21 protein-coding genes and 1 pseudogene are annotated in these 19,866 nt (G+C 72.1%); 10 read left to right on the forward strand and 12 right to left on the reverse strand.

The window, feature by feature from the left end; all coding sequences use genetic code 11:
* Nucleotides 1–1,188: 1,188 nt before the first annotated feature.
* Complete coding sequence (locus IE326_RS34130; RefSeq protein ID WP_190044340.1) at nt 1,189–1,830, reverse strand: type III effector protein; 642 nt, start codon at nt 1,828–1,830, stop codon at nt 1,189–1,191.
* A gap of 123 nt (nt 1,831–1,953) precedes the next feature.
* Here IE326_RS34130 and IE326_RS34135 point away from each other — a divergent pair, with 123 nt between their 5' ends.
* The 4 genes from IE326_RS34135 to IE326_RS34150 all read left to right on the forward strand — a co-directional run bounded on the left by IE326_RS34135 (nt 1,954) and on the right by IE326_RS34150 (nt 4,877).
* Complete coding sequence (locus IE326_RS34135; RefSeq protein ID WP_030763701.1) at nt 1,954–2,385, forward strand: Hsp20/alpha crystallin family protein; 432 nt, start codon at nt 1,954–1,956, stop codon at nt 2,383–2,385.
* Nucleotides 2,386–2,613: 228 nt separating this feature from the next.
* Nucleotides 2,614–3,024, forward strand: coding sequence for a DUF2267 domain-containing protein (locus IE326_RS34140; protein WP_190044341.1), 411 nt, complete (start codon nt 2,614–2,616; stop codon nt 3,022–3,024).
* Nucleotides 3,025–3,097: 73 nt separating this feature from the next.
* Entirely contained in the window at nt 3,098–3,535 is a 438-nt protein-coding gene (locus tag IE326_RS34145) for a DUF2267 domain-containing protein (protein ID WP_150233276.1), read from the forward strand.
* Nucleotides 3,536–4,196: 661 nt separating this feature from the next.
* Nucleotides 4,197–4,877 (forward strand): Lsr2 family DNA-binding protein, encoded by a 681-nt coding sequence (locus IE326_RS34150; protein WP_190044342.1) that lies wholly within the window; start codon nt 4,197–4,199, stop codon nt 4,875–4,877.
* A gap of 236 nt (nt 4,878–5,113) precedes the next feature.
* Here the strand turns inward: IE326_RS34150 and rpsR are convergent, their stop codons facing one another.
* The 4 genes from rpsR to rpmG form a co-directional block, all read right to left on the reverse strand.
* Complete coding sequence (gene rpsR / locus IE326_RS34155; RefSeq protein ID WP_150233278.1) at nt 5,114–5,350, reverse strand: 30S ribosomal protein S18; 237 nt, start codon at nt 5,348–5,350, stop codon at nt 5,114–5,116.
* Between the two features lie 70 nt (nt 5,351–5,420).
* Nucleotides 5,421–6,572, reverse strand: coding sequence for a CobW family GTP-binding protein (locus IE326_RS34160; RefSeq protein ID WP_190044343.1), 1,152 nt, complete (start codon nt 6,570–6,572; stop codon nt 5,421–5,423).
* Nucleotides 6,572–6,817, reverse strand: a complete 246-nt coding sequence (locus IE326_RS34165; protein WP_150233282.1) for a type B 50S ribosomal protein L31 — start codon at nt 6,815–6,817, stop codon at nt 6,572–6,574. Before IE326_RS34165 ends, IE326_RS34160 begins: the two co-directional genes overlap by 1 nt.
* 35 nt (nt 6,818–6,852) lie before the next feature.
* Nucleotides 6,853–7,017, reverse strand: coding sequence for a 50S ribosomal protein L33 (gene rpmG / locus IE326_RS34170; RefSeq protein WP_030036050.1), 165 nt, complete (start codon nt 7,015–7,017; stop codon nt 6,853–6,855).
* A 67-nt stretch (nt 7,018–7,084) separates the two neighbouring features.
* On the opposite strand from rpmG, the gene rpmB reads away from it, so the two are divergent.
* Nucleotides 7,085–7,321: a 50S ribosomal protein L28 gene (rpmB, locus tag IE326_RS34175; RefSeq protein WP_150233284.1), complete on the forward strand. Its 237-nt coding sequence runs from the start codon at nt 7,085–7,087 to the stop codon at nt 7,319–7,321.
* Nucleotides 7,321–7,626 (forward strand): 30S ribosomal protein S14, encoded by a 306-nt coding sequence (gene rpsN, locus IE326_RS34180; RefSeq protein WP_190044344.1) that lies wholly within the window; start codon nt 7,321–7,323, stop codon nt 7,624–7,626. The genes rpmB and rpsN overlap by 1 nt, the downstream gene beginning before the upstream one ends.
* A 399-nt stretch (nt 7,627–8,025) precedes the next feature.
* Here rpsN and IE326_RS34185 read toward each other — a convergent pair whose 3' ends face one another.
* Both IE326_RS34185 and IE326_RS34190 read right to left on the reverse strand, forming a co-directional pair.
* Nucleotides 8,026–8,586 (reverse strand): GNAT family N-acetyltransferase, encoded by a 561-nt coding sequence (locus tag IE326_RS34185; protein ID WP_190044345.1) that lies wholly within the window; start codon nt 8,584–8,586, stop codon nt 8,026–8,028.
* A gap of 147 nt (nt 8,587–8,733) precedes the next feature.
* Nucleotides 8,734–9,483 carry a helix-turn-helix transcriptional regulator gene (locus IE326_RS34190; protein WP_190044346.1) on the reverse strand — a complete coding sequence of 250 codons (750 nt, stop codon included), beginning with the start codon at nt 9,481–9,483 and terminating at the stop codon, nt 8,734–8,736.
* Nucleotides 9,484–9,569: 86 nt separating this feature from the next.
* On the opposite strand from IE326_RS34190, the gene IE326_RS34195 reads away from it, so the two are divergent.
* Nucleotides 9,570–10,529: an LLM class flavin-dependent oxidoreductase gene (locus IE326_RS34195; protein ID WP_190044347.1), complete on the forward strand. Its 960-nt coding sequence runs from the start codon at nt 9,570–9,572 to the stop codon at nt 10,527–10,529.
* A gap of 250 nt (nt 10,530–10,779) precedes the next feature.
* Here the strand turns inward: IE326_RS34195 and IE326_RS34200 are convergent, their stop codons facing one another.
* Together IE326_RS34200 and IE326_RS34205 are read right to left on the reverse strand one after the other, a co-directional pair.
* Entirely contained in the window at nt 10,780–12,039 is a 1,260-nt protein-coding gene (locus IE326_RS34200; protein WP_190044348.1) for an amidohydrolase, read from the reverse strand.
* Between the two features lie 517 nt (nt 12,040–12,556).
* Nucleotides 12,557–12,997, reverse strand: coding sequence for a hypothetical protein (locus IE326_RS34205; protein ID WP_190044349.1), 441 nt, complete (start codon nt 12,995–12,997; stop codon nt 12,557–12,559).
* Nucleotides 12,998–13,304: 307 nt separating this feature from the next.
* Between IE326_RS34205 and IE326_RS34210 the strand changes: the two genes are divergently transcribed.
* Nucleotides 13,305–13,577 carry a hypothetical protein gene (locus IE326_RS34210; RefSeq protein ID WP_150233301.1) on the forward strand — a complete coding sequence of 91 codons (273 nt, stop codon included), beginning with the start codon at nt 13,305–13,307 and terminating at the stop codon, nt 13,575–13,577.
* Nucleotides 13,578–13,928: 351 nt separating this feature from the next.
* Here the strand turns inward: IE326_RS34210 and IE326_RS34215 are convergent, their stop codons facing one another.
* The gene (locus IE326_RS34215) at nt 13,929–15,890 is read right to left on the reverse strand and encodes an acyl-CoA dehydrogenase family protein (protein WP_190044350.1); all 1,962 of its coding nucleotides are present in this window, start codon (nt 15,888–15,890) and stop codon (nt 13,929–13,931) included.
* A gap of 293 nt (nt 15,891–16,183) precedes the next feature.
* Nucleotides 16,184–17,158 carry a DUF1444 domain-containing protein gene (locus IE326_RS34220; protein WP_190044351.1) on the reverse strand — a complete coding sequence of 325 codons (975 nt, stop codon included), beginning with the start codon at nt 17,156–17,158 and terminating at the stop codon, nt 16,184–16,186.
* Between the two features lie 660 nt (nt 17,159–17,818).
* Here IE326_RS34220 and IE326_RS34225 point away from each other — a divergent pair.
* Entirely contained in the window at nt 17,819–18,100 is a 282-nt protein-coding gene (locus IE326_RS34225; protein ID WP_434093632.1) for a DUF3592 domain-containing protein, read from the forward strand.
* 242 nt (nt 18,101–18,342) lie between these two features.
* Here IE326_RS34225 and IE326_RS34230 read toward each other — a convergent pair whose 3' ends face one another.
* Nucleotides 18,343–18,894, reverse strand: coding sequence for a hypothetical protein (locus tag IE326_RS34230; protein ID WP_190044353.1), 552 nt, complete (start codon nt 18,892–18,894; stop codon nt 18,343–18,345).
* A gap of 94 nt (nt 18,895–18,988) precedes the next feature.
* Between IE326_RS34230 and IE326_RS34235 the strand changes: the two are divergent.
* A pseudogene (locus IE326_RS34235) lies at nt 18,989–19,639 on the forward strand (transposase family protein); the annotation flags it as partial.
* Nucleotides 19,640–19,866: the final 227 nt, after the last annotated feature.

Raw genomic sequence — 19,866 nt, forward strand, 5'->3', positions numbered from 1 at the left:
GTTGGCTCGTTCACCCTGAGGATGCAGTGACAGGGTGCGGACAGGTCAGCGCGGGCCCCTGCCCCGGGGCTCGCCGAGGGGCGAACGGTGTCGCGCCAGACGCAGCGGGCCTCCGACACCCCCGCCGGCAACGAGCGCGCGCACGTGAGGGAGGCCCTGCGGCGGAGGAGCGGCGCCTCGGGCTCCTGCGCTGCAGGCGCTGCGTCCCCCACCCGGAAGCACCCGTCCCGGAAGAGGTCTTCCAGGACTCCCTGTTGCGGGCCACCGGCGGGGGGCCGTGCATCGGGATCGCACCGCGGGGCCGACTGCGGCGCTCGGTCGCCTTTCCGACTCGGGTCCACAGCGCCCCGGTTCATGGGGTTCCCGAGTCGGCCGTCAGCCTCGGCGGATGACTCCTGGGCCGCCGCCGAAGGTCGTCACGCGTCTCCGCGACGGACGGATCCACGCCTACGTCGCGGGCACCGGCACCCACGGGATGCTGGAGCCCGCAGCCGTTTTCCCGCCGCGGGACGGCGAGGAGGCCGTGGCGTCGGTGGTCCGACAGGGTCCGGAGCGGGTCGTCCGCACGACGCCGAACGGGGTGGTCCGCCTCACTCGCGCCGGCGACCTCGTGCGGGCCTCGGACCTCGAACCGCGCTCCCGCGTACGCCATGGCCACCGGCCCGGCTGCGCGTTGCCCCTGGACGGCCGGACGGTGTGGGTCCACCGGCCGGACACGATGGCGGGCCGAGGGGGCGGGGACCAGTGGGTCGTGCACGATGCCGGCAGCGGTGCGGTTCTCGCCCGCTGCGAGCCGGAGACGGTCGGGCACGGTGCCTCCCACCGCGTACATCCCGTGGACGGCAGCGTCTGCCTCGACATCGGCGAGGGCCAGGACGGCTCCGCCGTTCTCCGGGGCGCGGTCGGGGCGGACAGCGAGCCCGAGTTCGTGCTTGCGGACCGACCAGCGGGTGAAGGGACCGCCCGCCACGGTGGGCCGGGTGGCGGCCGTCCGGACGACGAAGTCCTCGCCGCACGGCCTGCTGAAGCTTCTGCCCCCCTGTCCCGCCGGCCTCCGGACCCTGATCGGTGGCGCCGTCCCGCCTCCCCCGCCGGAGCGGGATTCCGGGGCCGGGAGCCCGGGACCAGGAGCCCGGGGTTCGAGGACGGAGGCCTGGGCCGGGGTCCGCTCCGGTGACCGCAGTGCGGTCAGGGGGGAGTCAACGCGTCCAGTCGGGCGGCGAGTTCGGGGTGGGTGGGGGCGATGTGGCGGCGGGTCGCCGCCAAAGGAGCGACGAGGTCGGCCGGATCGTCGTGGGCGAGCGCCGCGTGGAGCTCGCCCACCGGGCCTCGGGCGGCGGGCGGGAGGCCGGTGAGCGCGGTGATCTGGCCGGCGAGGCGCCGCAGGTCGGCGGCGTTCTCACGGGCCCAGTCGGCCGCGGTGCGATCGTCGGCGCGCTGCCGGCGCGTGGCCTGGACGCGCTCCTCGCCCGTGGAGCCCTCGGGGCCCGGGCGGCCGCGCAGGTAGCGGCGCTCGGCGGCCTGGCGGCTGGCGACGCCGAGGGGACCGGCCAGCTCGGCCCAGCTGGCGCCCGCGTCGCGCGCCGCTTCGATCAGGCCGGTCTCCCACCCGGCGAGCTGCTCGCGGACCTGTCGCAGCAGCAGCAGCGAGTCCAGGGCCTGCGCCGGAGCGGGGCCGGTGCCGGGCGCGTCGGCGGGTCCGTCGCCGGCGGCCCGCAGCGCCCGGTCGATGGCCCGGAGGGCCTCGGACGTCGCGAGGAACGACACCGGCCCCGGCCCCGGCTCCGGGGCGCCGGCGCCGGACGCCGTCGGCTGGTCGGAAGGGTTCACGGGCGACTCCTCGGTTGTCATCCAATGGACGACATTGAGTTTGTCATCCATTGGATGACATGTTACAACGGTTTCCGTGAGGCGCATTGGCAGTCACTGCCCGACCCTCTGGAGGTGTTTTCCATGTTGATGCGCACTGATCCCTTCCGTGAACTCGACCGGCTGACCCAGCAGCTGATGGGTCCCGCCACCTGGTCCCGGCCCTCCCCGATGCCGATGGACGCCTACCGCGAGGGCGACGAGTACGTGGTCGCCTTCGACCTCCCCGGCGTCACCGCCGACGCGATCGACATCGACGTCGAGCGGAACATGCTGACCGTCAAGGCCGAGCGGCGGCCGCCGGCCAAGGCCGACGACGTGCAGATGGAGCTGTCCGAGCGGCCGCTGGGCGCCTTCTCCCGCCAGATCGTGCTCGCCGACACCCTGGACACCGAACGCATCGACGCCCACTACGAGGCCGGTGTCCTCACCCTGCGCATCCCCATCGCGGAGCGCGCAAAGCGCCGCAGGATCGCCGTCGGCGGCGACACGGGCCGCAAGGAGATCTCCGGCTGACCGTCCGGTGACACCCACCTGACACCCATCCGGGCAGACGCGGAGGAGCGGGCCGGGCGGCCCCGAAGGGAAGGGCGAGGCGGACGGCGCAGACGGGGCGGGCAGGACGTGCGGCGGGCGGAGACCCCCGCGCTCCTCATCCGCCCGCCTCCCGTCCGCCCCTCCCCCTCACGTCCGTCTCCGCGCCCGTCCGCACTCCGAGGAGAAGGAGAACGGGAGGCGAGCACGATGGCTCTGCGACGCGAGGCGTTCCTCGACCTCGTCCGGGAACGGGGCGCGTACGACACTCTCTACGAGGCGGACCGGGCCGCCCGGGTGGTACTCGCCCTGCTCGGCGCCCACCTCGTCGGCGACGTCCGCGCCCGGCTGGCCGCGCGCCTGCCGGACGACTTCGCCCTGATCCTGCTCAACCCCCTCCAGAGCGCCGAACCCCTGACACCGGAACGGTTCGTCAGGGCCACCGCCGCCTGGATCGAGGGCGCCACCGAACAGACCGCCACCTGGGACGTCAGCGCGGTCCTGTCCACCGTCGCCGACACCGCAGGCGACGACCTGACCGGGCAGGTCCTCCTCCAGCTCCCCACCGGCTACGACCTCCTCTTCGGCCGCCCCCGGACAACCCGACCACCGTCCCCCTGACCACAGAACACCTGGCCACCGACCACCCCGGTGCCCCGCACCGGCGACAGCGAGAAAGGCGACCACCCCAGTGATGACCGACCGGCCCACGCCCCTTCCCACGAACCTCCACGGGGCGGCGTACGAGCAGATGCTGGAGAAGGTCCGTTACGAGGGGGCCTACCCCACCCGGGAGCGAGCCGAGGAAGCCGTCCACCTGGTCCTCTCGGGCCTCGGGCGTCAGCTCACCGGCGACGAGCGCGTCGACCTGGCCGCCCGGCTGCCCTTCGAGGCCGCCCGCGTGCTCACCGTGCAGATCCCCGACACCGAGCCCCTGACCGGCTGGGCCTTCGTCAAGGACCTCGCCGCCCGCTCCGGCGCCTCCCTGGCCACCACCCGGTGGGACACCGGCTCCGTCTTCGCCGCCGTCGCCGCCTACGCGGGCCCCGACCTCACCACCCGCATCCTCCGCGGCCTCCCCGGCGGGTACGCGCTGCTGTTCGGCCGCCCCGAACTCACCCCGGCCGCCTAGCAGGGCTCCTTCGGCACGGCGGCGCCCGGCCCTCGCCCCGGTGGCGTACAGCGGCGACCACGGTCTGTCACTTTGCGGCAGTGTCCACCACAGCGCCGGGGCCACAGGGCCGGGCCCACGGCATCGGTGCCATGGACGCGGTAGACCTCGTGGCTGTCGCCACCGCTTCCCTCACGCTCCCCGTCACGCGCCTGGCCGCCTTGTGGGCCAGGCGCGGCGGCAGGCAATCGGCGGACGCGACGGCCGTTTCAGGTGTCGGCCGGGCCCATGGGTCCGGCCGCGGCTCGTGTCCAAGGGGCGCAGGATGAATACCTGTGACTCTGCAGCAGGTTTCGCTCTCAGCCTTTGATCTGAAGACGTGGGGGCGCGGCGGCACCTTCGATTCGGGTGCCCTGGGAGGGCACTGTCAACGTCTGCCCCAGCCAGTCCGGCGCCTCGGCGACTGCGGTCGGTTCCTCCGCGTCGTCTCCGGGTCCGGCCAACCGACAGGCAGGTGTGCAGCCCTGCAAGACTTGCTCGACCACGTGCCATGGCACGAAGGTCCCATGGCACGAAGTAAGGACCACGGCGGAGGTCTGTTCTTCGACCAGGAAGGCTTCTCCGGCGATCCTGTCCGTCTGGGGCCCCGCCCCGGCGCCGTCCTTGAGCACAGAGGGAACAGATGACCGCTCTCACCGCGCTGACCGGGCTGTGCCCGCCCCCTGCTGCCGCTCGCCCCTCCCCCGACTGGCTGCGGGTCGAAAGCATGCTGGGCAAGGGGCTGCCCCAGGACTACAAGGAGCTCGTCACCGCGTACGGACCAGGTCAGTTCTCCGGGTTCATCACCCTCTACCAGCCGCATGCCCCCAGCGAATGGACCGATCTGACCGGCCCCATGCCGGCGCGGCTGCGCGGGCAGATCGAGGAGGTCCGGCGGGCCGCCCAACGCCCCTGGCGACTCCCGCACTCCCCCGAGGACCTTCTCGCCATGGGAGTCACCGACAACGGGGACCACCTCTTCTGGGTCACCCGGCCCGCCGGCACCCCGGACGAGTGGCCCGTCGCCGTCAGCGAAGCCCTGGGCGCACCCTGGTTCACCTACGACGGCTCCTTGACCGAGTTCCTCGTCAGCGTCCTCAGCGGGACCACGAGCGTCCCCATGTTTCCCGAAGACCTCCTCGACCACGCTCCCGTTTTCACCCCGTCGGCTCTCGCGAGCGGCGCGTCCGCCGCGGACGCTCTGCCACCGGTCAGCACACGTGTCATCCGGGACTGGGCCAATGCCCACGGATACGACCTTCCCGACCGCGGACGCGTCCCGATCAAGATCGCCGAGGCGTGGAGGCGGGCGAACTCGCGCTGAGGCGGGAACCCGGCGGAGCCGCATCGCCTCGGGCCTCCCGTTCCGTCAACAGCGACAGGGATGTGGGGCGGGGCGGTCGGTCCGCCGTGTCAGGGCCAGGAGGCTCCGAGCGACACGTCGGGTGAGCGATGCGGCACGTCACGGATGCGACCTCGCCGGGCGGGAAGCGAAACGACGGTCACCATGGTCGTCCCTCCACGCCGCCGGTACCTCCAGCGGACCGTCGCGTGGGTCCGTCAGCGACTGGAGTACGGCAGCAGGGCCATCTCCCGCGCGTTCTTGATGGCGGTGGCGAGGGCGCGCTGCTGCTGGGCGGTCACGCGGGTGACGCGGCGGCTGCGGATCTTGCCGCGGTCGGAGATGAACTTCCTCAGCAGGTCGGTGTCCTTGTAGTCGATGTACGTGATGCCGGCCGCGTCGAGCGGGTTGGGGCGGGACTTGACGGGCTTGCGGGGGTCCTGGCGTCGGGCCATGGCAGGGTCTCCTTGCGGAAAGGGCTCCGTCACGGCCGGGCCGGGCCGTGGACGGGCGTACGGGTGGGTGTCAGACGGCATCGAGGAGGGTGTCGAAGGCGGCGGGCAGGTGCTTCCACGCCTCGCGTCCCGACGCGTACTCCGCGTCCGTCAGGAGGCAGGAGTCGAGGAGGCGTTCCAGGCCGTCGCGGTCGAGGCCGGGCGAGGTGAAGACGAGGTGCTGGCAGCAGTCGCCGTGCTCCGGGTGCCAGTCCAGGGCGGCCGCCGCGCGGCGCACGGGCGGGACCATCTCCCAGGCGGCGTCCGGGAGCGACGCCAGCCAGGGGCCGGCGCTCTCCACGCAGAGCGCGCCGCCGGCCGCGTCCCAGGCGAGCAGGGTGTCCGGCCGGTCGGCGAGCCAGAACCGGCCGCGGCTGCGGGCCGCCGCACAGCACAGGTCCTCCAGTGCCTCGTACAGCCGCTCCGGGTGGAACGGGCGGTGGCGGCGCCAGACGAAGGTGGTGACGCCGGCCTCGTCCGCCTCCTGGGGCAGCAGCGCGCACGCGGGGTGCTGGGCGGCGGCCGCCGCCTCGACGTCGAAGCCGGCGAGGGCGACGCGGGCGAGTTCGGCGGAGGCCGCCGGCACGCGCAGCGCGGTGGGATGCAGCTGGGCGAGGAGCACGCGGTCCTCGTCGTCGGCCTCGTCGCTGTCGACGACGGCGAGGACCGGGGCGTACTCCAGCTGCCGGGCCCAGGTGTCGCCGACGGTCCGCCGGTCGGTCGGGGCCGCGGCGAGTCCGGCCTCGGCCAGGTCGTCGCCGTTGGCGAGACAGGGCAGGACGAGGGCGGGGTCCACGGCGGTGATCACGTTCGTCAGGGTCAGGCGGTCCCCGCCGTGGGCGGCGATGACCTCGGCCATCGTCTTCGGCTCGACCGAGTCCCACAGCTCGACCACCGCGAGGCGGATCAGGCCGCCGTCGGCCATCCGCTGCAGTTCCGGTACGAGGTCCTCGCGCAGGGCGCAGCACGCGCAGTCGTCGACCAGGGGCGTCTCCCCGCGCGAGAGGACGCCGTCGGCGTCGCGGATCAGCCGCAGGACGCTGCCGTCGGTCGCCCCCGCCAGGTCGTGGTGGAGCGCCACGCTGCCGGGGACGGACCGCAGGAGGCGGTCGACGACCTCGGCCCGCGCCTCGGAGTGGAGCCCGGCGACGATGACGACGGGCAGTCTCCCTTCGCGCTCCATCAGCGGGCTCCGTAGCGGCGCTGGAACTTCTCGACGCGACCGGCCGTGTCGAGCACGCGTGCCGTGCCCGTGTAGAAGGGGTGGCTCGCGGAGGAGATCTCCACGTCGACGACCGGGTAGGTGTTGCCGTCCTCCCAGGTGATCGTCTTGTCGCTGGTCATGGTGGAGCGGGTGAGGAAAGCGGTGCCGGAGGCGGAGTCGCGGAAGACGACGGGCTCGTAGGCGGGGTGGATGCCGGGCTTCATGGCGGGACCTTTCAGGGGTGGGACGGGGTGCGGGGTCAGCGTTCTTCGCGGAAGTCCACGTGGCGCCGGGCGACGGGGTCGTACTTGCGCAGGACCATCCGGTCGGGGTCGTTGCGCCGGTTCTTGCGCGTCACATAGGTGAACCCGGTGCCCGCCGTGGAGCGGAGCTTGACGACCGGGCGGATCTCGTTGCGTGCCATGGGGGCTACTATATGGGAACGATTTCCATTATCAATACGCCCCCCGGCGAGAAAGGCGGCCGCATCCATGTCGGCCCACTGCCAACTGACCGGCGCCAAGCCCGGCTTCGGCAACACCGTCTCCCACTCGCACCGGCGCACCTCGCGCCGCTTCGACCCGAACGTCCAGCGCAAGCGCTACTGGCTGCCGAGCGAAGGGCGGCACGTCCGCCTCGTCCTGAGCGTCCGGGCGATCAGGACCGTGGACACGATCGGCATCGAGGCCGCCGTGGCACGCATCCGTGCGCGAGGAGGGAAGGTCTGATGGCGAAGAAGAGCAAGATCGCGCAGAACGAGAAGCGCAAGGAGACCGTCGAGCGGTACGCCGCCCGCCGGGCGGAGCTCAAGGAGGTCATCCGCCACCCCTCCTCCACCGCGGCAGAACGCGAGGCGGCCCGGGCCGAGTTGGGCCGGCAGCCGCGCGACGCCAGCGCCACCCGCGTGCGCAACCGCGACAGCGTCGACGGGCGCCCCCGCGGCCACCTGCGCAAGTTCGGGCTCTCGCGGGTGCGGACGCGACAGCAGGCGCATGCGGGGTTCCTGCCGGGGGTGACCAAGTCCTCCTGGTAGACACCGGACCCGCCCCGCGTCCGGCCGGTGGGGGCATCCCGGTCGGACGGAGCGGACCCTATTGAAAATGGCTACCATAAGCATTTATGGTCGCTTCCGTGCGCGTGCGGCGCTCCACGGGCCCGCGAGGGGGACCACGGGGAGCCGCACGTGCACGTACCGCCTCCCCCTTCCGCGGCGCCTTCGGCATCAGGTCTGGAACGAAGCGACGCACGCCGAGCGGCGAGGCGACGCCGAAGGGCGTACGGACGTCCTCGTCGGCACCACCCCCGAAGCGCGCGGCGAACTCACCCTGCGGCCGGTCCGCAATCGCCCCGAAGCCGTCACGCTCTCCGTGTCCGTGCAGGCCGGCCGACCACCGGAGTGATCGTCAAAAGTTCCGGATCGGGCCGTTGACGTCTATCGAGGCTGCTCCCACTGGGTCCGGGTGAGTTCATACTCGACCTCGCCGTGCTCGGAGCCCTCGATCGCCTCCGGCCAGTCCCCCGTGAAATTCCGGACGAAGGACAGGCCCGACTTCTCCATGACGCGGCGGGAGCGGGCGTTGACGGCCATGGTGTTCGCGGTGACCCGCTCCACCCCTAGTTCCGCGAACCCCTTGTGAACCAGGGCCCGGGACCCCTCGGTGGCATAGCCACGCCCCCACGCCGCCTGGTTCAACCGGTAGCCGAGTTCGACCACGGCGGGGCTCCGCTCCTCCAGCGGCCGGAACTCGAACCAGCCCAGGAACGTGCCGGTGCCCCTCTCCTGCGCGGCCCAGTAACCGCGGGTCTCCCAGCACGGATAGTCGTGCAGGAGCCGCGGCAGGGTCCGCGTCTCGATCGCCTCCCGACTGGTGGGGCGGCCGCCGTTGATGAAGCGCATGACCTCGGGGTCGTTGTCCAGGGCGAGCAGGTGGTCGATGTCGGCCGCCGTGAACGCGCGCAGGACGAGCCGGTCGGTCTCCAGGAAGTGGGGCATGCCGCGATCTTCACCACGGGCAGGCCGGGCCTGCCACTGATTTTCCGACCGGCGGCAGGCGGTGGCGTTCATGCGGCGCGGGCCTCGGGTGGCTCGGCCAGGGCGCCCCGCTCGCCGTCTCCCCGGCCGGTGGAAACCGCCATGACGTCACTCAGTCGATGCCGCTGCCGCTTCCAGGAGAGCGTCGGCTGTCGCCGGGTCGGCCGGGAGGAAGGCTTCGAGCTTCAGCTCGGAGAGGGTCACGTCGACGGCGGTGGCGAAGCTCGTGACGGTCGTCATGAGGCGGAGTTCGCCGTACGGGGAGCGCAGGTGCAGCGGCACCGCGAATCCGAGGGTCGTCCCGGACGGGTCCGGAGCGGGTACGTACCCGGCGAGTTCGTCCCGGAGTTCTGCCAGGTGGCCGAGGCGGGCCAGGACGTGGCGGCCCCACTCGGCGAGGTTGAGGACGCGGGGCGCGATGCCCAGAGGGTGCAGGGCGAGCCGGTAGACGTTCGCGCCCGGGCCGAGGAGTTCGGGGGCGGCGCCCTCGGCGAGCAGGTCGAAAGCGGTGTTGGCGGCGATCAGGCCGCCTCCGCCGTCGACGACCAGGGCCGGGTAGGGGAGGTGTCCGCGGAGGATGTGGGCGAGGGCCGTGCGGACCGGGGCCAGGGCCGGTCCGTCGAGCGGGGTCTCCGGGTGGGCGGGGGCGTAACCGGCGCGCAGCAGCAGTTCGTTGCGCTCCCGGAGGGGCAGGTCCATCGAGTCGGCCAGGCGCACGACCATGTTCCGGCCGGGGGCGGACCTGCCGGACTCGATGAAGCTGAGGTGGCGCTGGGTGGTGCCCGCCCGCAGCGCGAGGTCGAGCTGACTGAGACGGCGGCGGGCGCGGTGTTCGCGGAGGGCGCGGGGGAAGTCCACGGTCCTGTTGTAACGGCGGGCGGGCTTCCGGGCCATTCCCCCGGGGGAATTGAGCCGGGCCGCCGGCGCCCGCGACGATCCCCGGCATGGACATCGGTGTACTGCTTCCGACCGGATCCGCCCAGTGGGGACCGGCCGACGACCCCCGGGACCTGATCGCCTTCGGGCGCCGGGCCGAACGGGCCGGTTTCTCCTCCCTCTTCGTCAACGACACCCTGATCGGCCCGCGCATCGAGGCACTGACCATGCTGGCCGCGCTCGCCCCCGCGACGCAGACCGTGACGCTGGGGACGGCGGCGCTGCTGCCGCACCTGCGCCGGCCGGTGCAGGCCGCGCAGTCCCTCGCCTCGGTCGACCTGCTGTCCGGGGGCCGGCTCGTGGTGACGGTCGGCGCCGGTTTCCCCGGCCGCTTCGGTCGGCCCCTCTATACGCTGTCCGAGCTGCCGTGGGCCGGGCGCTTCGCGCGCCTGGACGAGACCGTCGCCCTGTGGCGGGCGGTGTGGGACGGGGAGGACTCCTTCCACGGCGCGTTCCTGCGGTTCGACGGCATCCCGGCCGTGACGAGGCCCTACCGGGAGGGCGGGCCGCCCGTCTGGCTCGGTGGGGCCGCTCCCGCGGCCCTGGCCCGGACCGGCCGCTCGTACGACGGCTGGCTGCCCTATCCGCCCGATCCCGGCGACTACGCGCGCGGGCTCCGTACGGTCCGGGCGGCGGCGGCCGGAGCCGGACGCGCCGCCGGAGACGTCACGCCCGCGCTGTTCGTCTCGGTGCGCGTCGAAGACGACGCCGAGCGCGGCCGGCGCGCGCTGGACTCCTACGCGCGGGCCACGTACGGCATGCCGCTGGAGGAGCTGGAGAAGGTCCAGGCCGTCGTCACGGGCCCCGCCGATGAGGTGCGCGAGCGGCTGGCGCAGTACGCCGCCGCCGGCGCCCGGCACGTCGTCGTCCGCCTCGGCGCCCTGGACCTGCGCGCCCAGCACGAACAGCTCGACAGGGTCGCGGGCCTGCTCCCGGCGCTCCGGGGCGAACCTTCGGGCAGGTCCTAGCTTTTGAGCCAGGATTCTGTTCGGACATGAGGCGAGGCGTTCGAAGGTCTCGTCCGCGCTCTGGGGCAAGACGCAGGGCTCGGGACCGGTGTTCCAGGCGGCGGTCCGGTCCGGGCCCGGATGTCCTGTTCCAGGGCCTGGACGGTCCTGTGAATGCTTCGCCGTTCCCTGGGCCGCCCCCGGTCAGAGACCGGGGGCTTGTCGGCGTCATGGCTGCCCGCTGTCCTCGCCCGGCCTGTAGGTGTGGCGGTCACCTGGTCTTCAGCCAGCTGAGAGCTGCTGTCGTCATGGCCGTGACACCTGTGGTGAGGGTGGGCTCGACGACCGGGGCGAAGTGCGGGGAGTGGTTGGAGGGGACGTCGCGGGCGACCGTGCCGGACTTCTGCGCCTTCTCGTACGCGGCGGGGTCGGTACCGCCGAAGAACCAGTAGCAGACGGGCGCGCCGGAGGCGGTGCCGAAGGCGGCGCAGTCCTCGCTGCCGGTCGCGGGGCCGGGGTCGAAAACGCGCTCTTCGCCGAAGCGTCCGCGGAAGGCGGTGAGGGTGCGGTCCGTGGCGCCGGCGTCGTTGACGAGGACGGGGAAGGTGTCGAGGGTCTCGATGAGGGGTTCGCGCGGGGCTCCGGCGGCGGCCGCCTCGCCTTCGACGATGCGGCGGACGGCGGCCAGGACGGTGGCGCGCACCTCGTCGGTGTAGGTGCGGATGTTGAGCTTGAGCTCGGCGGTGTCCGGGATGACGTTGTCCGTCGTGCCGGCGTTGAGCGCGCCGACGGTGACGACGGCGGTGTCGCCGCCCGCGATCTCGCGGGAGACCACGGTCTGCAGGCGCATCACGGTGGCGGCGGCCATGACGACCGGGTCGACGGCGGCCTCGGGACGCGAGCCGTGGGCTCCTTTGCCGAACAGGGTGACCTTGAGCGCGTCGGTCGCGGCGAGCGCCGGGCCGGGATGGCAGCCGACCGTGCCGGCGGGGAACGGGCCGACGTGCTGGCCGAGGACGACGTCCGGGATCCCGACCCGGTCGAACAGGCCGTCGTCCACCATGGCCTGCGCACCGGCGCCGATCTCCTCGGCGGGCTGGAAGACGGCGGTGATCGTGCCGGACCAGGAGTCGCGGCCGGCGGCGAGCAGGTCCAGTGCTCCCAGGAGGCAGGTGACGTGCATGTCGTGGCCGCAGGCGTGCATGACGCCGTCAGTGGTGCTCGCGTACGGCAGACCGGTCTGCTCGGTGACGGGGAGGGCGTCGAAGTCGGCGCGCAGCAGGACGTGCGGGCCGGCGCCGTTGGCGAGGACGCCGACGACGCCGGTGCGGCCGAGCCCGGTGATGACCTCGAGGCCGAGAGCCCCCAGGCGTTCCGCGACCAGGCCGGAGGTGCGGTGCTCCTGGAAGGACAGTTCGGGGTGGGCGTGCAGGTCCCGGTAGAGGTCCGCCAGGCCCGGAGCCGTCTGGGGCAGCCCCGCGAGGACGGTGTCGGCAGCCGTCGTACCGGAGGGGTGTCCCGCATCGCTCATGATCACATGCTGTCGGACCGGCCGCGGTCCGGCCCGCCCGGCGGACCGTCCGGGTGACGCCTCGGCCGTGCTCCCGGTCAGGCGCTGCGGCGGACGGTCTGCTCCCGGATGGCTTCGGTCTCCGGCTCGGTGCCGGCGTCGAGGCGGCGGTCGACGGTGAACGGGGTGGTGCAGGCGGTGCGCGGCGCTCGGCCGGGTGAAGGGGGTGCGGCGCGCCCTCGTCGTGGTGACGGTCATCTCACCGACCTCTGCCCCGAGCCACCACGGCTGCGCGTTGCGGGTGACTGCAGTGCGCCGGGCGGCCGTTGCCGGTCGCGTCGCCGAGGAAAATTCCGAGGGAGCTGCCGAGGGAGCTGCCGACCACGAACGACGGGGCGCCTGTGGGTACGGCATGGCCGCGGTGGTGGCCGCCGTCTCCCAGGGCTTGCCGGTACGCAGGACGGGCCGGGCAGGTCACCAGCGCCCGCTCGCCCTGCGCGAGCGTCGCGGGCGGGTAGGTGCGGAGTCGGTGTCTGGCTCAGGCCGGTGGTCGGAAGCCGACCTGCCAGTGCCACGTGCCACCCCGGCAGCTCAGGACCGTGCCACCGTCCCTCACATACAGGACGTCCTCGTTTTCGTCCCAGGCCATGCGCAGCAGCTCGTCCCGGGGGTCGCCTTGCAGCACCCGCTTCCACAACGTGCCCGTCGGAGCTCCGACGGTCTCCACGCCGAGGGACCGCACGTCTTCGAGGGCCAGGAGCACAGGCCCGATTCGCCGGTACGGCGTCGCTTCGGACTCCACGTACGCATCGGAGAAAGCCAGCTCGACGTGGAGGGACCCGTCCGACGGCAGCACCGACGTGCGGTACCCCTCGGATTCGACGTCCATCTCGCCGATGCCGGGGATCTCCCAGCCGGTGATCTCCCGGAGGGACGGCTCGGACTCTGTCCCCAGAACCGGGGTGCAGCCTTCCCACATGGTCGACCTTTCGTTTCGAGACAGTCGATCGTATCGACCCTTCAACCAGCTTCTGCGGGGCCGCCAGGTCGCGGGCGGGCGCGGCGCCCCGTCGCCCCCCCGGGGGCAGGGGTATACGCACCTCCCGCTGGGCGTCCGGGATCTGTCCGCGCGGCGTCCTGGGCTGCGCCGCCCGCCTCGCGGAGGGGTCCCGTCTGCTTCCCGGACCGTCCGATGGGCGTGTGCGGGCCGGATTCGGGGGCACCCGGGCGTCGAAGGCGGGTCCGACCGGACCGGCCCGGTACAACTGCTCGTGGAGGAGAGGCAGATGACGACGCACTACAGCAACCAGCCCACCGGACAGCAGTCCTACGGCGCGCCGGAGCGCACCGCGACCGACAACGTGCTGAGCATCATCGCAATGGTCCTCGGCGTGGTCGCGCTGCTTTTCCTGCCGATCGTCCTCGGCGTGATCGGCGTCGTGCTGGCCGTCGTCGCCAAGGCCGTCCGGCACGAGCGGCTCGCGGTGCCCGCGATCGTCGTCGCCGCGGTCGGCCTGATCGGCGGCATGGTCCTCGGCGCCCTCGTCGCCTCCGCCTGACCCGCGGACCGGACCGGTCCGTACCACGGGCCCTCCGCATCCGCCCGCCTCGGTCGGCGGCCGTCCCCGTGCTCGACGGAGGGAGACGGCTACCGGCCGAGGCGGTCCGGTGTCCGGGCCCTGTCCTGCCCGCTCAGCGCCGAGCGGCGTACGCCATCGCTCGCGGGTCGTCACGCCCGGGTCCGTACACGGCCCTCCGGAGCGCGGCCCACGGACGAGGCTCCGGTCACGCGGACGGCTGATTCCGAACACACGTGAACGAAGGGCTCCGGACCACGCGGACGAGGTCCCGGGCACCCGCGGACCGGACCCGGGACACGCGGACAACCCGCCCCGGACAGGGCGGCCCCGTCAGCCCAGCAGGTCGGGCGCGCGCAGCAGCTGCGGCGGGATCCGCCAGGCGTCGACCAGGTCGACGGCGAGGGGGCGGACCTCGCGGCACAGGTCGTTCACCTCGCGGCTGATCGCCTTGGACCGCTGCACGGTGAGGCGCCCGTGCTCCATGAACCAGGCCCGGTCCGCCTCGATCACCGTCAGGGCGTGGAGGTCGCACAGCAGCTTCAGGGCGGCCTTGTTCCCGCCGTCGGGCAGGGCCTTCACGGCGTCGACGAACGATTCGAGCACCAGCCGTTCCGCGTGGGCGTGGGCGAGCGCGATCACGTGGTCCTGCACCGAGGAGAAGACCGCTCCGGGGTCGCCTCCCCCGTCGACGCCGGCCTTCAGGCGGCGGGCCAGGCCGCCGAGCATGTGCTCCTCGCGGAAGCGGACCATGGCCAGCTGGTACTCCGGGTCGAGCAGTCCGGCCTCCCGGTCCCACTCGTCGCCGCCGGGCAGCAGGTCGCGGACCCGCTCCAGGAGCTTGTGGGCGGAGGTCTTCTCGATGACGGTCTCGACCGCGAGGCCCGTGACGTAGCGGACCATCCCCAGCTGGTCCAGGTCCTCGAACTCGCCGGCGTGATCGGTGAGCAGCCCCTTCGCCACCAGCTGGAGCAGGACGTGGTTGTCGCCCTCGAAGGTGGTGAAGACGTCGCTGTCCGCCTTGAGGGCGGCGAAGCGGTTCACCGCCAGGTACCCGGCGCCGCCGCACGCCTCGCGGCACTCCTGCACGGTGCGCGTGGCGTGCCAGGTGCCGAGCGCCTTCATGCCCGCGGCCCGCGACTCCAGGCGCCGGCGTGCCTGCGGTGAGTCGTCGTCGCCGGAGAAGACGGCGTGCAGCTGCCCGCGTACGGCGTCCTGGGCGAAGTGCAGGGCGTACGTGCGGGCGAGCAGCGGCAGCAGCCGTCGCTGGTGCAGTCCGTAGTCCAGCAGCAGTTGTTCCCCGGCGCCCGGGGACGCCCCGAACTGCCGCCTGCGCACGGCGTACTTGACGGCGAGGGTGAGCGCGACCTTCGCCACGCTCACGCCGGCGCCGCCGACGCAGACCCGGCCCTGGACGAGCGTGCCCAGCATGGTGAAGAAGCGGCGGTCGGGATTGTCGATGGAGCTGACGTACGCGCCCTCGGGCGTGACGTCGGCGAAGCGGTTGAGGAGCGCCTCGCGCGGGACGCGGACGCCGTGGAAGCGGATGCGGCCGTTGTCGACGCCGTTGAGGCCCATCTTGAGCCCGTCGTCCTCGATCTCGACGCCCTCCAGGACCTCGCCACCGGACCGCAGCGGCACGATCAGCGCGTGTACGCCCCGGGCCTCGCCGCCGACCTCCAGCTGGGCGAAGACGACCGCGAGCTCCGCGTGGCGGGCGGCGTTGCCGATGTAGTCCTTGCGGGCCGCCTCGCCCTCGGTGGTGATCACGAACTCGCCGGCGGCCGCGTCGTAGCGGGCGACCGTGCCGAGCGCCTGCACGTTGGAGCCGTGCCCGGACTCGGTCATCGCGAAGCAGCCCAGCAGCCGGCCGGCCACCAGGTCCGCGAGGTAGGCGTCATGGTGGCGGGCGGTGCCCAGTTGCAGGATCGCCCCGCCGAACAGGCCGAACTGCACCCCGACCTTGACCAGCACCGACAGGTCGCCGAACGCGAGGGTCTCGAAGGCCGCGACGGAGGCGCCGATGTCGTCCCCGCCGCCGTACGCCGCCGGGAAGCCCATACCGGTCTGCCCGGTCCCGGCCATCGTGACCGCGACGTCCCGCACCCGCTCGCGGAACGCCTCCCGGTCGAGCCGCTCGGCGTCGTCCAGGACGGAGGAATGGGCCGCCAGGTTGGTCCGTACGAGGTCGCGGACCCCTGCGTGCTCCCCGTCCAGGAGGCGCGCCAGGGCCTCGACGTCGATCTCGGGCCGTACGGAGCCGCTCGCGGCGGCGGAGGAGTCGTCGGATGCCATGGGCGTCCGTTACCCCGCCGCGCCCGTGTCATACCGGACGTGATCACGGGAAGGAGGAGTTCCGGGTCCGTCAGGAAGAGGACGACGCCGAGCACCGACGGGCGGGAGCCCGTGCCGAGCACGCCTTCGCCCGGATGAAGAGCGGGAAGGTCATGCGCGACTGCCTGGACGGGACGACGGCCTCCACCGCCCCGTCCAGGCCGTCGTCCCATCCGCAACCTCGCCATGACAGGGTGGACCACCCGCGCGAAGCGCCTTCAGACGTGCCCGAGCCGGACCTTGCGCAACGCCCTTCAGGACCCCCGACCTGGCGGGTCGAACGACGACAGGAGGCGCACGAACTCCTCCGATCCGCTGATCGTGCCCGGCGCGTCGCTGCCCGGTGGGGCGGGGGTCACCCCGACGGACTCGATCCGGTCCTCGTGGATCCACAACACGCGGGGGCAGAGCCGGGCGGCCTCCGGGGCCTCGTCATGGCGCTGGAGCGTGACTTCCGAGTAGCCGATCACCGACCACTTGAGCTCGGGCCCGTCGACCGCCTGCATCATCAGGAAACCCTCGTGGGGAACCATCACGAGGATGCCGTGCGGGGCCGGGCGGCCGAGGATCTCGGCGGCGCGCAACAGATGGGTGCAGGTGAAGCCGGCGGGATCGGTCACGCTCACCATCGGGTTGGCCCCGCCGTCGTCCTCCAGGGAGAGCGGTAGGGCACGCAGGTTCGCCAGCGCGGCGTCCCACGCCTGCTGGGGAGTGGCGCCCCAGCGGTCGATCTGCCCCGGCGGTACGGGTGCGGCCAGGCCGCCCTCCAGGCGGATCGCCAACACCGTGGACATCTCCCGCGTCAGCGGGAAGGCCAGGTCGTGCAGATCGTCGGAGACGTGCTCAGCACGGACGACGCGCGGCAGGAGCAGGTGGCGGACAGGGTCGAAAGACCCCGCGTACAGGGCCTCGCGCTCGTCGCCCCGGTGCAGACGCTCCTCCACGAACTCGACGGTCCTGGAGCGCCATCGGTCCTGGGGCGCGTCCCGGAGGGCGACAGCCAGGGAAGACAGGTCGAGGGTGACGGGCGACCCGTCCGGGCCGGCCAGCCGCAGTACGCGGTCAGCGCCCAGGACCAGGGGCGGGCCCGAGGAAGTGCCGTCGACGAACACGTCGCTCAGCAGGGCCTGGAACGTCTGCCACTCGGCGGGACTGAACCAGGAACACCATCCGGGCACGGGAGACGCGGCGGGACTGTCGGACTTCTTGGCTCTCCGGAACAGCGGCATGCCGGACAGGCTAGAGGCACGCGAATCGCCGCGATAGGGGTTGATCCGGGCACCGGAGGAGGTGAATTCCGGCCTGAGCGGGCCGCGCGGGGGCCGGCCACGGGCCGCCGTACGCCACTGCGGGCCACCGCGCGGGTCGTGTCGGTCCCCGTACGCCGCGGCGGGCCGCACGGGGTCCGGCACGACCCGCCGCCGGGCGACAGGCCAGACCCTCCCGCGCCTCCGGCGGCATGCCGTCCGCCGCCCACCAGGTAGTGCAGGACGTCGGTCAAGCTCCCGCAGCGGGAGCAGACAACGGGAGCAGACAACCCGTTGGGGTGCGCGCCCGCACCGTCACGGAGCAGAACAGCCCGCTTCATCCTCCAGCACGAGAGGGAAGAAACTCGGTGACACCCTGCGGCGTAGGCGCATCGGACACCTGAGCCGCCTGTAACGCCAAAGTTTCAACCCCAGGGTGGACGCCCCTCCCAAGGCACCTCCCTAACCTCTATAGCTCCGCAGCATCTGCGCCTGCGTCAGCCGTACAGAAAGAAGGGGGTTGCGATGCGCTTGTTTCAGATGTTCATGCTGATTCTGCTGGGAGGCGCTCTCATATGGGGCTCGGCCGCCGAGGTGACCGGATATCTGCGATCACGTTCACGCCTGGTACGAACCACAGGCGTGGTCATAGGAATAGACGAAGAAGAAACACGGCCCGGCGTCCGCAGACGATCGGCCCTCTTCCGGTTCACCACCGACGACGGCGAGACGATCGAGACCGTCAGCTCCGCCCAGACCTGGCCGGGCCCCAAAGTAGGCGCGCCGATCGCCATAACCTACGACCCCGAGCGCCCCTGGGACGCCGAACGAACGGGCGTCCTCGTCTTCAAGCTGTGCCTGATGCCGTTCACCTTCGCCCTGGGCGTCTTCTTCATCGTCCTGACGGCGCAAGAGCTTCTGTAACCCATTCGTACACGACGCACGGCCGAAACGCCCTCGAAATCCTCGATCAAATTTGTTCGTGAGGCACGAGAGGGCATTTCACTCAGCGCGAAGAGCGCTCTCATTCCCGGGGAAGTGATGTCGCTGAATTTTGAACCCTGAAAAAGAACTTGGGGAGCTTTACCTCGTTTTTGTTTTCCGAGGACTGTCTCGCAGAGATCTCGGTTGCGAGTGCGGAGGTGCCTGCCGAGCCGGCAAAGTGCTCAGATGGTGGTTCGTGAGGTGTCAAGGGACTGGGCGAAGTCGGCGAGCGCGTGGAAGTCGTTCTCACGTAGGCCGATCCGCGGGTTGACGTGGTGGAGGAGCCCGGGTCCTTGGTGGTGGGCGGTCACGTAGCTCTGATCCAGTTCGCTCTGCTCGTCGTCCACCCAGGCGAAGGGACGGCCGCCTGCGTAGCTCACCAGCGGTCCGGTCTTCCAGTGGACTCCATCAGAGCGCTCTTGGAACAGGACGTCGCCGAAGTCCACGAAGGGAAGTTCCGGAAGGCCCAGGACCGGTGCGATCCATCGGTTGGCGTCGTCCATCCATGTGGTGGCCCAGCACAGCTCGAAGCCGAGCCGGAGCAGGAGTGGTCCGTGCTCCGGGTTGAGCCAGACCCTCAGGGGGCGCCGTCGGGGAGCAAGGCCCCTGTCGTCCCCATGGGCATCGTTGCGGGGAATCCGGAGTGTGGTGTAGCCGTCGGGGCGCCTCTCCGGCTTGGCTGCATAGGGGTTGAGCGGCCCGTCCACGTCGAGGAACAGCAGAGGCTGGTTCACGGTTCCCCCCGGGTCTTGCTCACTGTTGACTGCCCCCAGCAGCGTAGCTGCGGGACTGTCTCGGCATGAGGCCGGCCTGCGCGGTGATCATGACGTGGCGAGTGTGATCACGGCATCGGAACCGTCCTGGATGACCCCGTTCCCGGGGCTGAGGCTCCGCCGCTTCGGCAAACCGCTGACCACGCTCCGGCGCCTTGGAGCAGATGTGGTCCACCAGGGGCGGCCGTGGAGCCTGCCCCGGGAAGACCGATTGCTGCTGGTCACGGCCTACTGGCGAACCGACCTGACGTTGCGGCAGCTCGCCCCGCTGTTCGATGTCTCGAAGTCGACGGCGGCCGAGTCATCAACCACCTCGGCCCCCTGCTCGCACTCCAGCCCCCGCAATCTGTTCGCCAAGGACGCCGTCCTCATCGTGGACGGCAGCTTGGTGCCCACCCTTGACCGCACCATCACCGAGTGGTCGAAGAACCACCGATACTCGACGAACCACCAGGTCGCCATCGACACCGATACCGGTCTGGTCGTCGTGGTCGGCCGGCCGCTTGCCGGGTACCGCAACGGCTGCAAGGCGTGGGAGGAATCCGGCGCCAAGGCCCCCGTCGGCAAGACCACCACGATTGCCGACGGCGGCTATCCGGGTATCGGCCTCGTCATCCCGCACCGCCGACAGCGCAGCCGGAGCGAACTCCCGGACTGGGAAGAGGAACACAACAAGTCCCACAGGCAGGTCCGTGCCCGGGTCGAGCTGACAGCGGGTCCCGGCCGGGAACCCACTGCTGTCCGGCGGCGACGCCCTCGCTTTCGCGGTCTCCCCCTGACTGGCGAAGGGCCGAGAGATCGCGCTTACGTGCTTCTTATACGCGCAGGTGGGCGAACGGATCCGTTTGCACCGGGTTGTCGTGCGGCGCCGTCGACTCCGGTCCGCGCCCACGTCCCGCCCGAGCAGCTCGGCAACTCCGCGGTTTAAGTCTC

This window comes from Streptomyces filamentosus (genome assembly GCF_014654895.1).
Classification (GTDB): domain Bacteria; phylum Actinomycetota; class Actinomycetes; order Streptomycetales; family Streptomycetaceae; genus Streptomyces; species Streptomyces filamentosus.

Coding starts and splice junctions, on each gene's coding strand:
- IE326_RS34135 (WP_030763701.1), top strand. CDS start 1,954: ATGTTGATGCGCACTGATCCCTTCCGTGAACTCGACCGGCTGACCCAG.
- IE326_RS34140 (WP_190044341.1), top strand. CDS start 2,614: ATGGCTCTGCGACGCGAGGCGTTCCTCGACCTCGTCCGGGAACGGGGC.
- IE326_RS34145 (WP_150233276.1), top strand. CDS start 3,098: ATGACCGACCGGCCCACGCCCCTTCCCACGAACCTCCACGGGGCGGCG.
- IE326_RS34150 (WP_190044342.1), top strand. CDS start 4,197: ATGACCGCTCTCACCGCGCTGACCGGGCTGTGCCCGCCCCCTGCTGCC.
- rpsR (WP_150233278.1), bottom strand. CDS start 5,350: ATGGCCCGACGCCAGGACCCCCGCAAGCCCGTCAAGTCCCGCCCCAAC.
- IE326_RS34160 (WP_190044343.1), bottom strand. CDS start 6,572: ATGGAGCGCGAAGGGAGACTGCCCGTCGTCATCGTCGCCGGGCTCCAC.
- IE326_RS34165 (WP_150233282.1), bottom strand. CDS start 6,817: ATGAAGCCCGGCATCCACCCCGCCTACGAGCCCGTCGTCTTCCGCGAC.
- rpmG (WP_030036050.1), bottom strand. CDS start 7,017: ATGGCACGCAACGAGATCCGCCCGGTCGTCAAGCTCCGCTCCACGGCG.
- rpmB (WP_150233284.1), top strand. CDS start 7,085: ATGTCGGCCCACTGCCAACTGACCGGCGCCAAGCCCGGCTTCGGCAAC.
- rpsN (WP_190044344.1), top strand. CDS start 7,321: ATGGCGAAGAAGAGCAAGATCGCGCAGAACGAGAAGCGCAAGGAGACC.
- IE326_RS34185 (WP_190044345.1), bottom strand. CDS start 8,586: ATGCCCCACTTCCTGGAGACCGACCGGCTCGTCCTGCGCGCGTTCACG.
- IE326_RS34195 (WP_190044347.1), top strand. CDS start 9,570: ATGGACATCGGTGTACTGCTTCCGACCGGATCCGCCCAGTGGGGACCG.
- IE326_RS34200 (WP_190044348.1), bottom strand. CDS start 12,039: ATGAGCGATGCGGGACACCCCTCCGGTACGACGGCTGCCGACACCGTC.
- IE326_RS34205 (WP_190044349.1), bottom strand. CDS start 12,997: ATGTGGGAAGGCTGCACCCCGGTTCTGGGGACAGAGTCCGAGCCGTCC.
- IE326_RS34210 (WP_150233301.1), top strand. CDS start 13,305: ATGACGACGCACTACAGCAACCAGCCCACCGGACAGCAGTCCTACGGC.
- IE326_RS34215 (WP_190044350.1), bottom strand. CDS start 15,890: ATGGCATCCGACGACTCCTCCGCCGCCGCGAGCGGCTCCGTACGGCCC.
- IE326_RS34220 (WP_190044351.1), bottom strand. CDS start 17,158: ATGCCGCTGTTCCGGAGAGCCAAGAAGTCCGACAGTCCCGCCGCGTCT.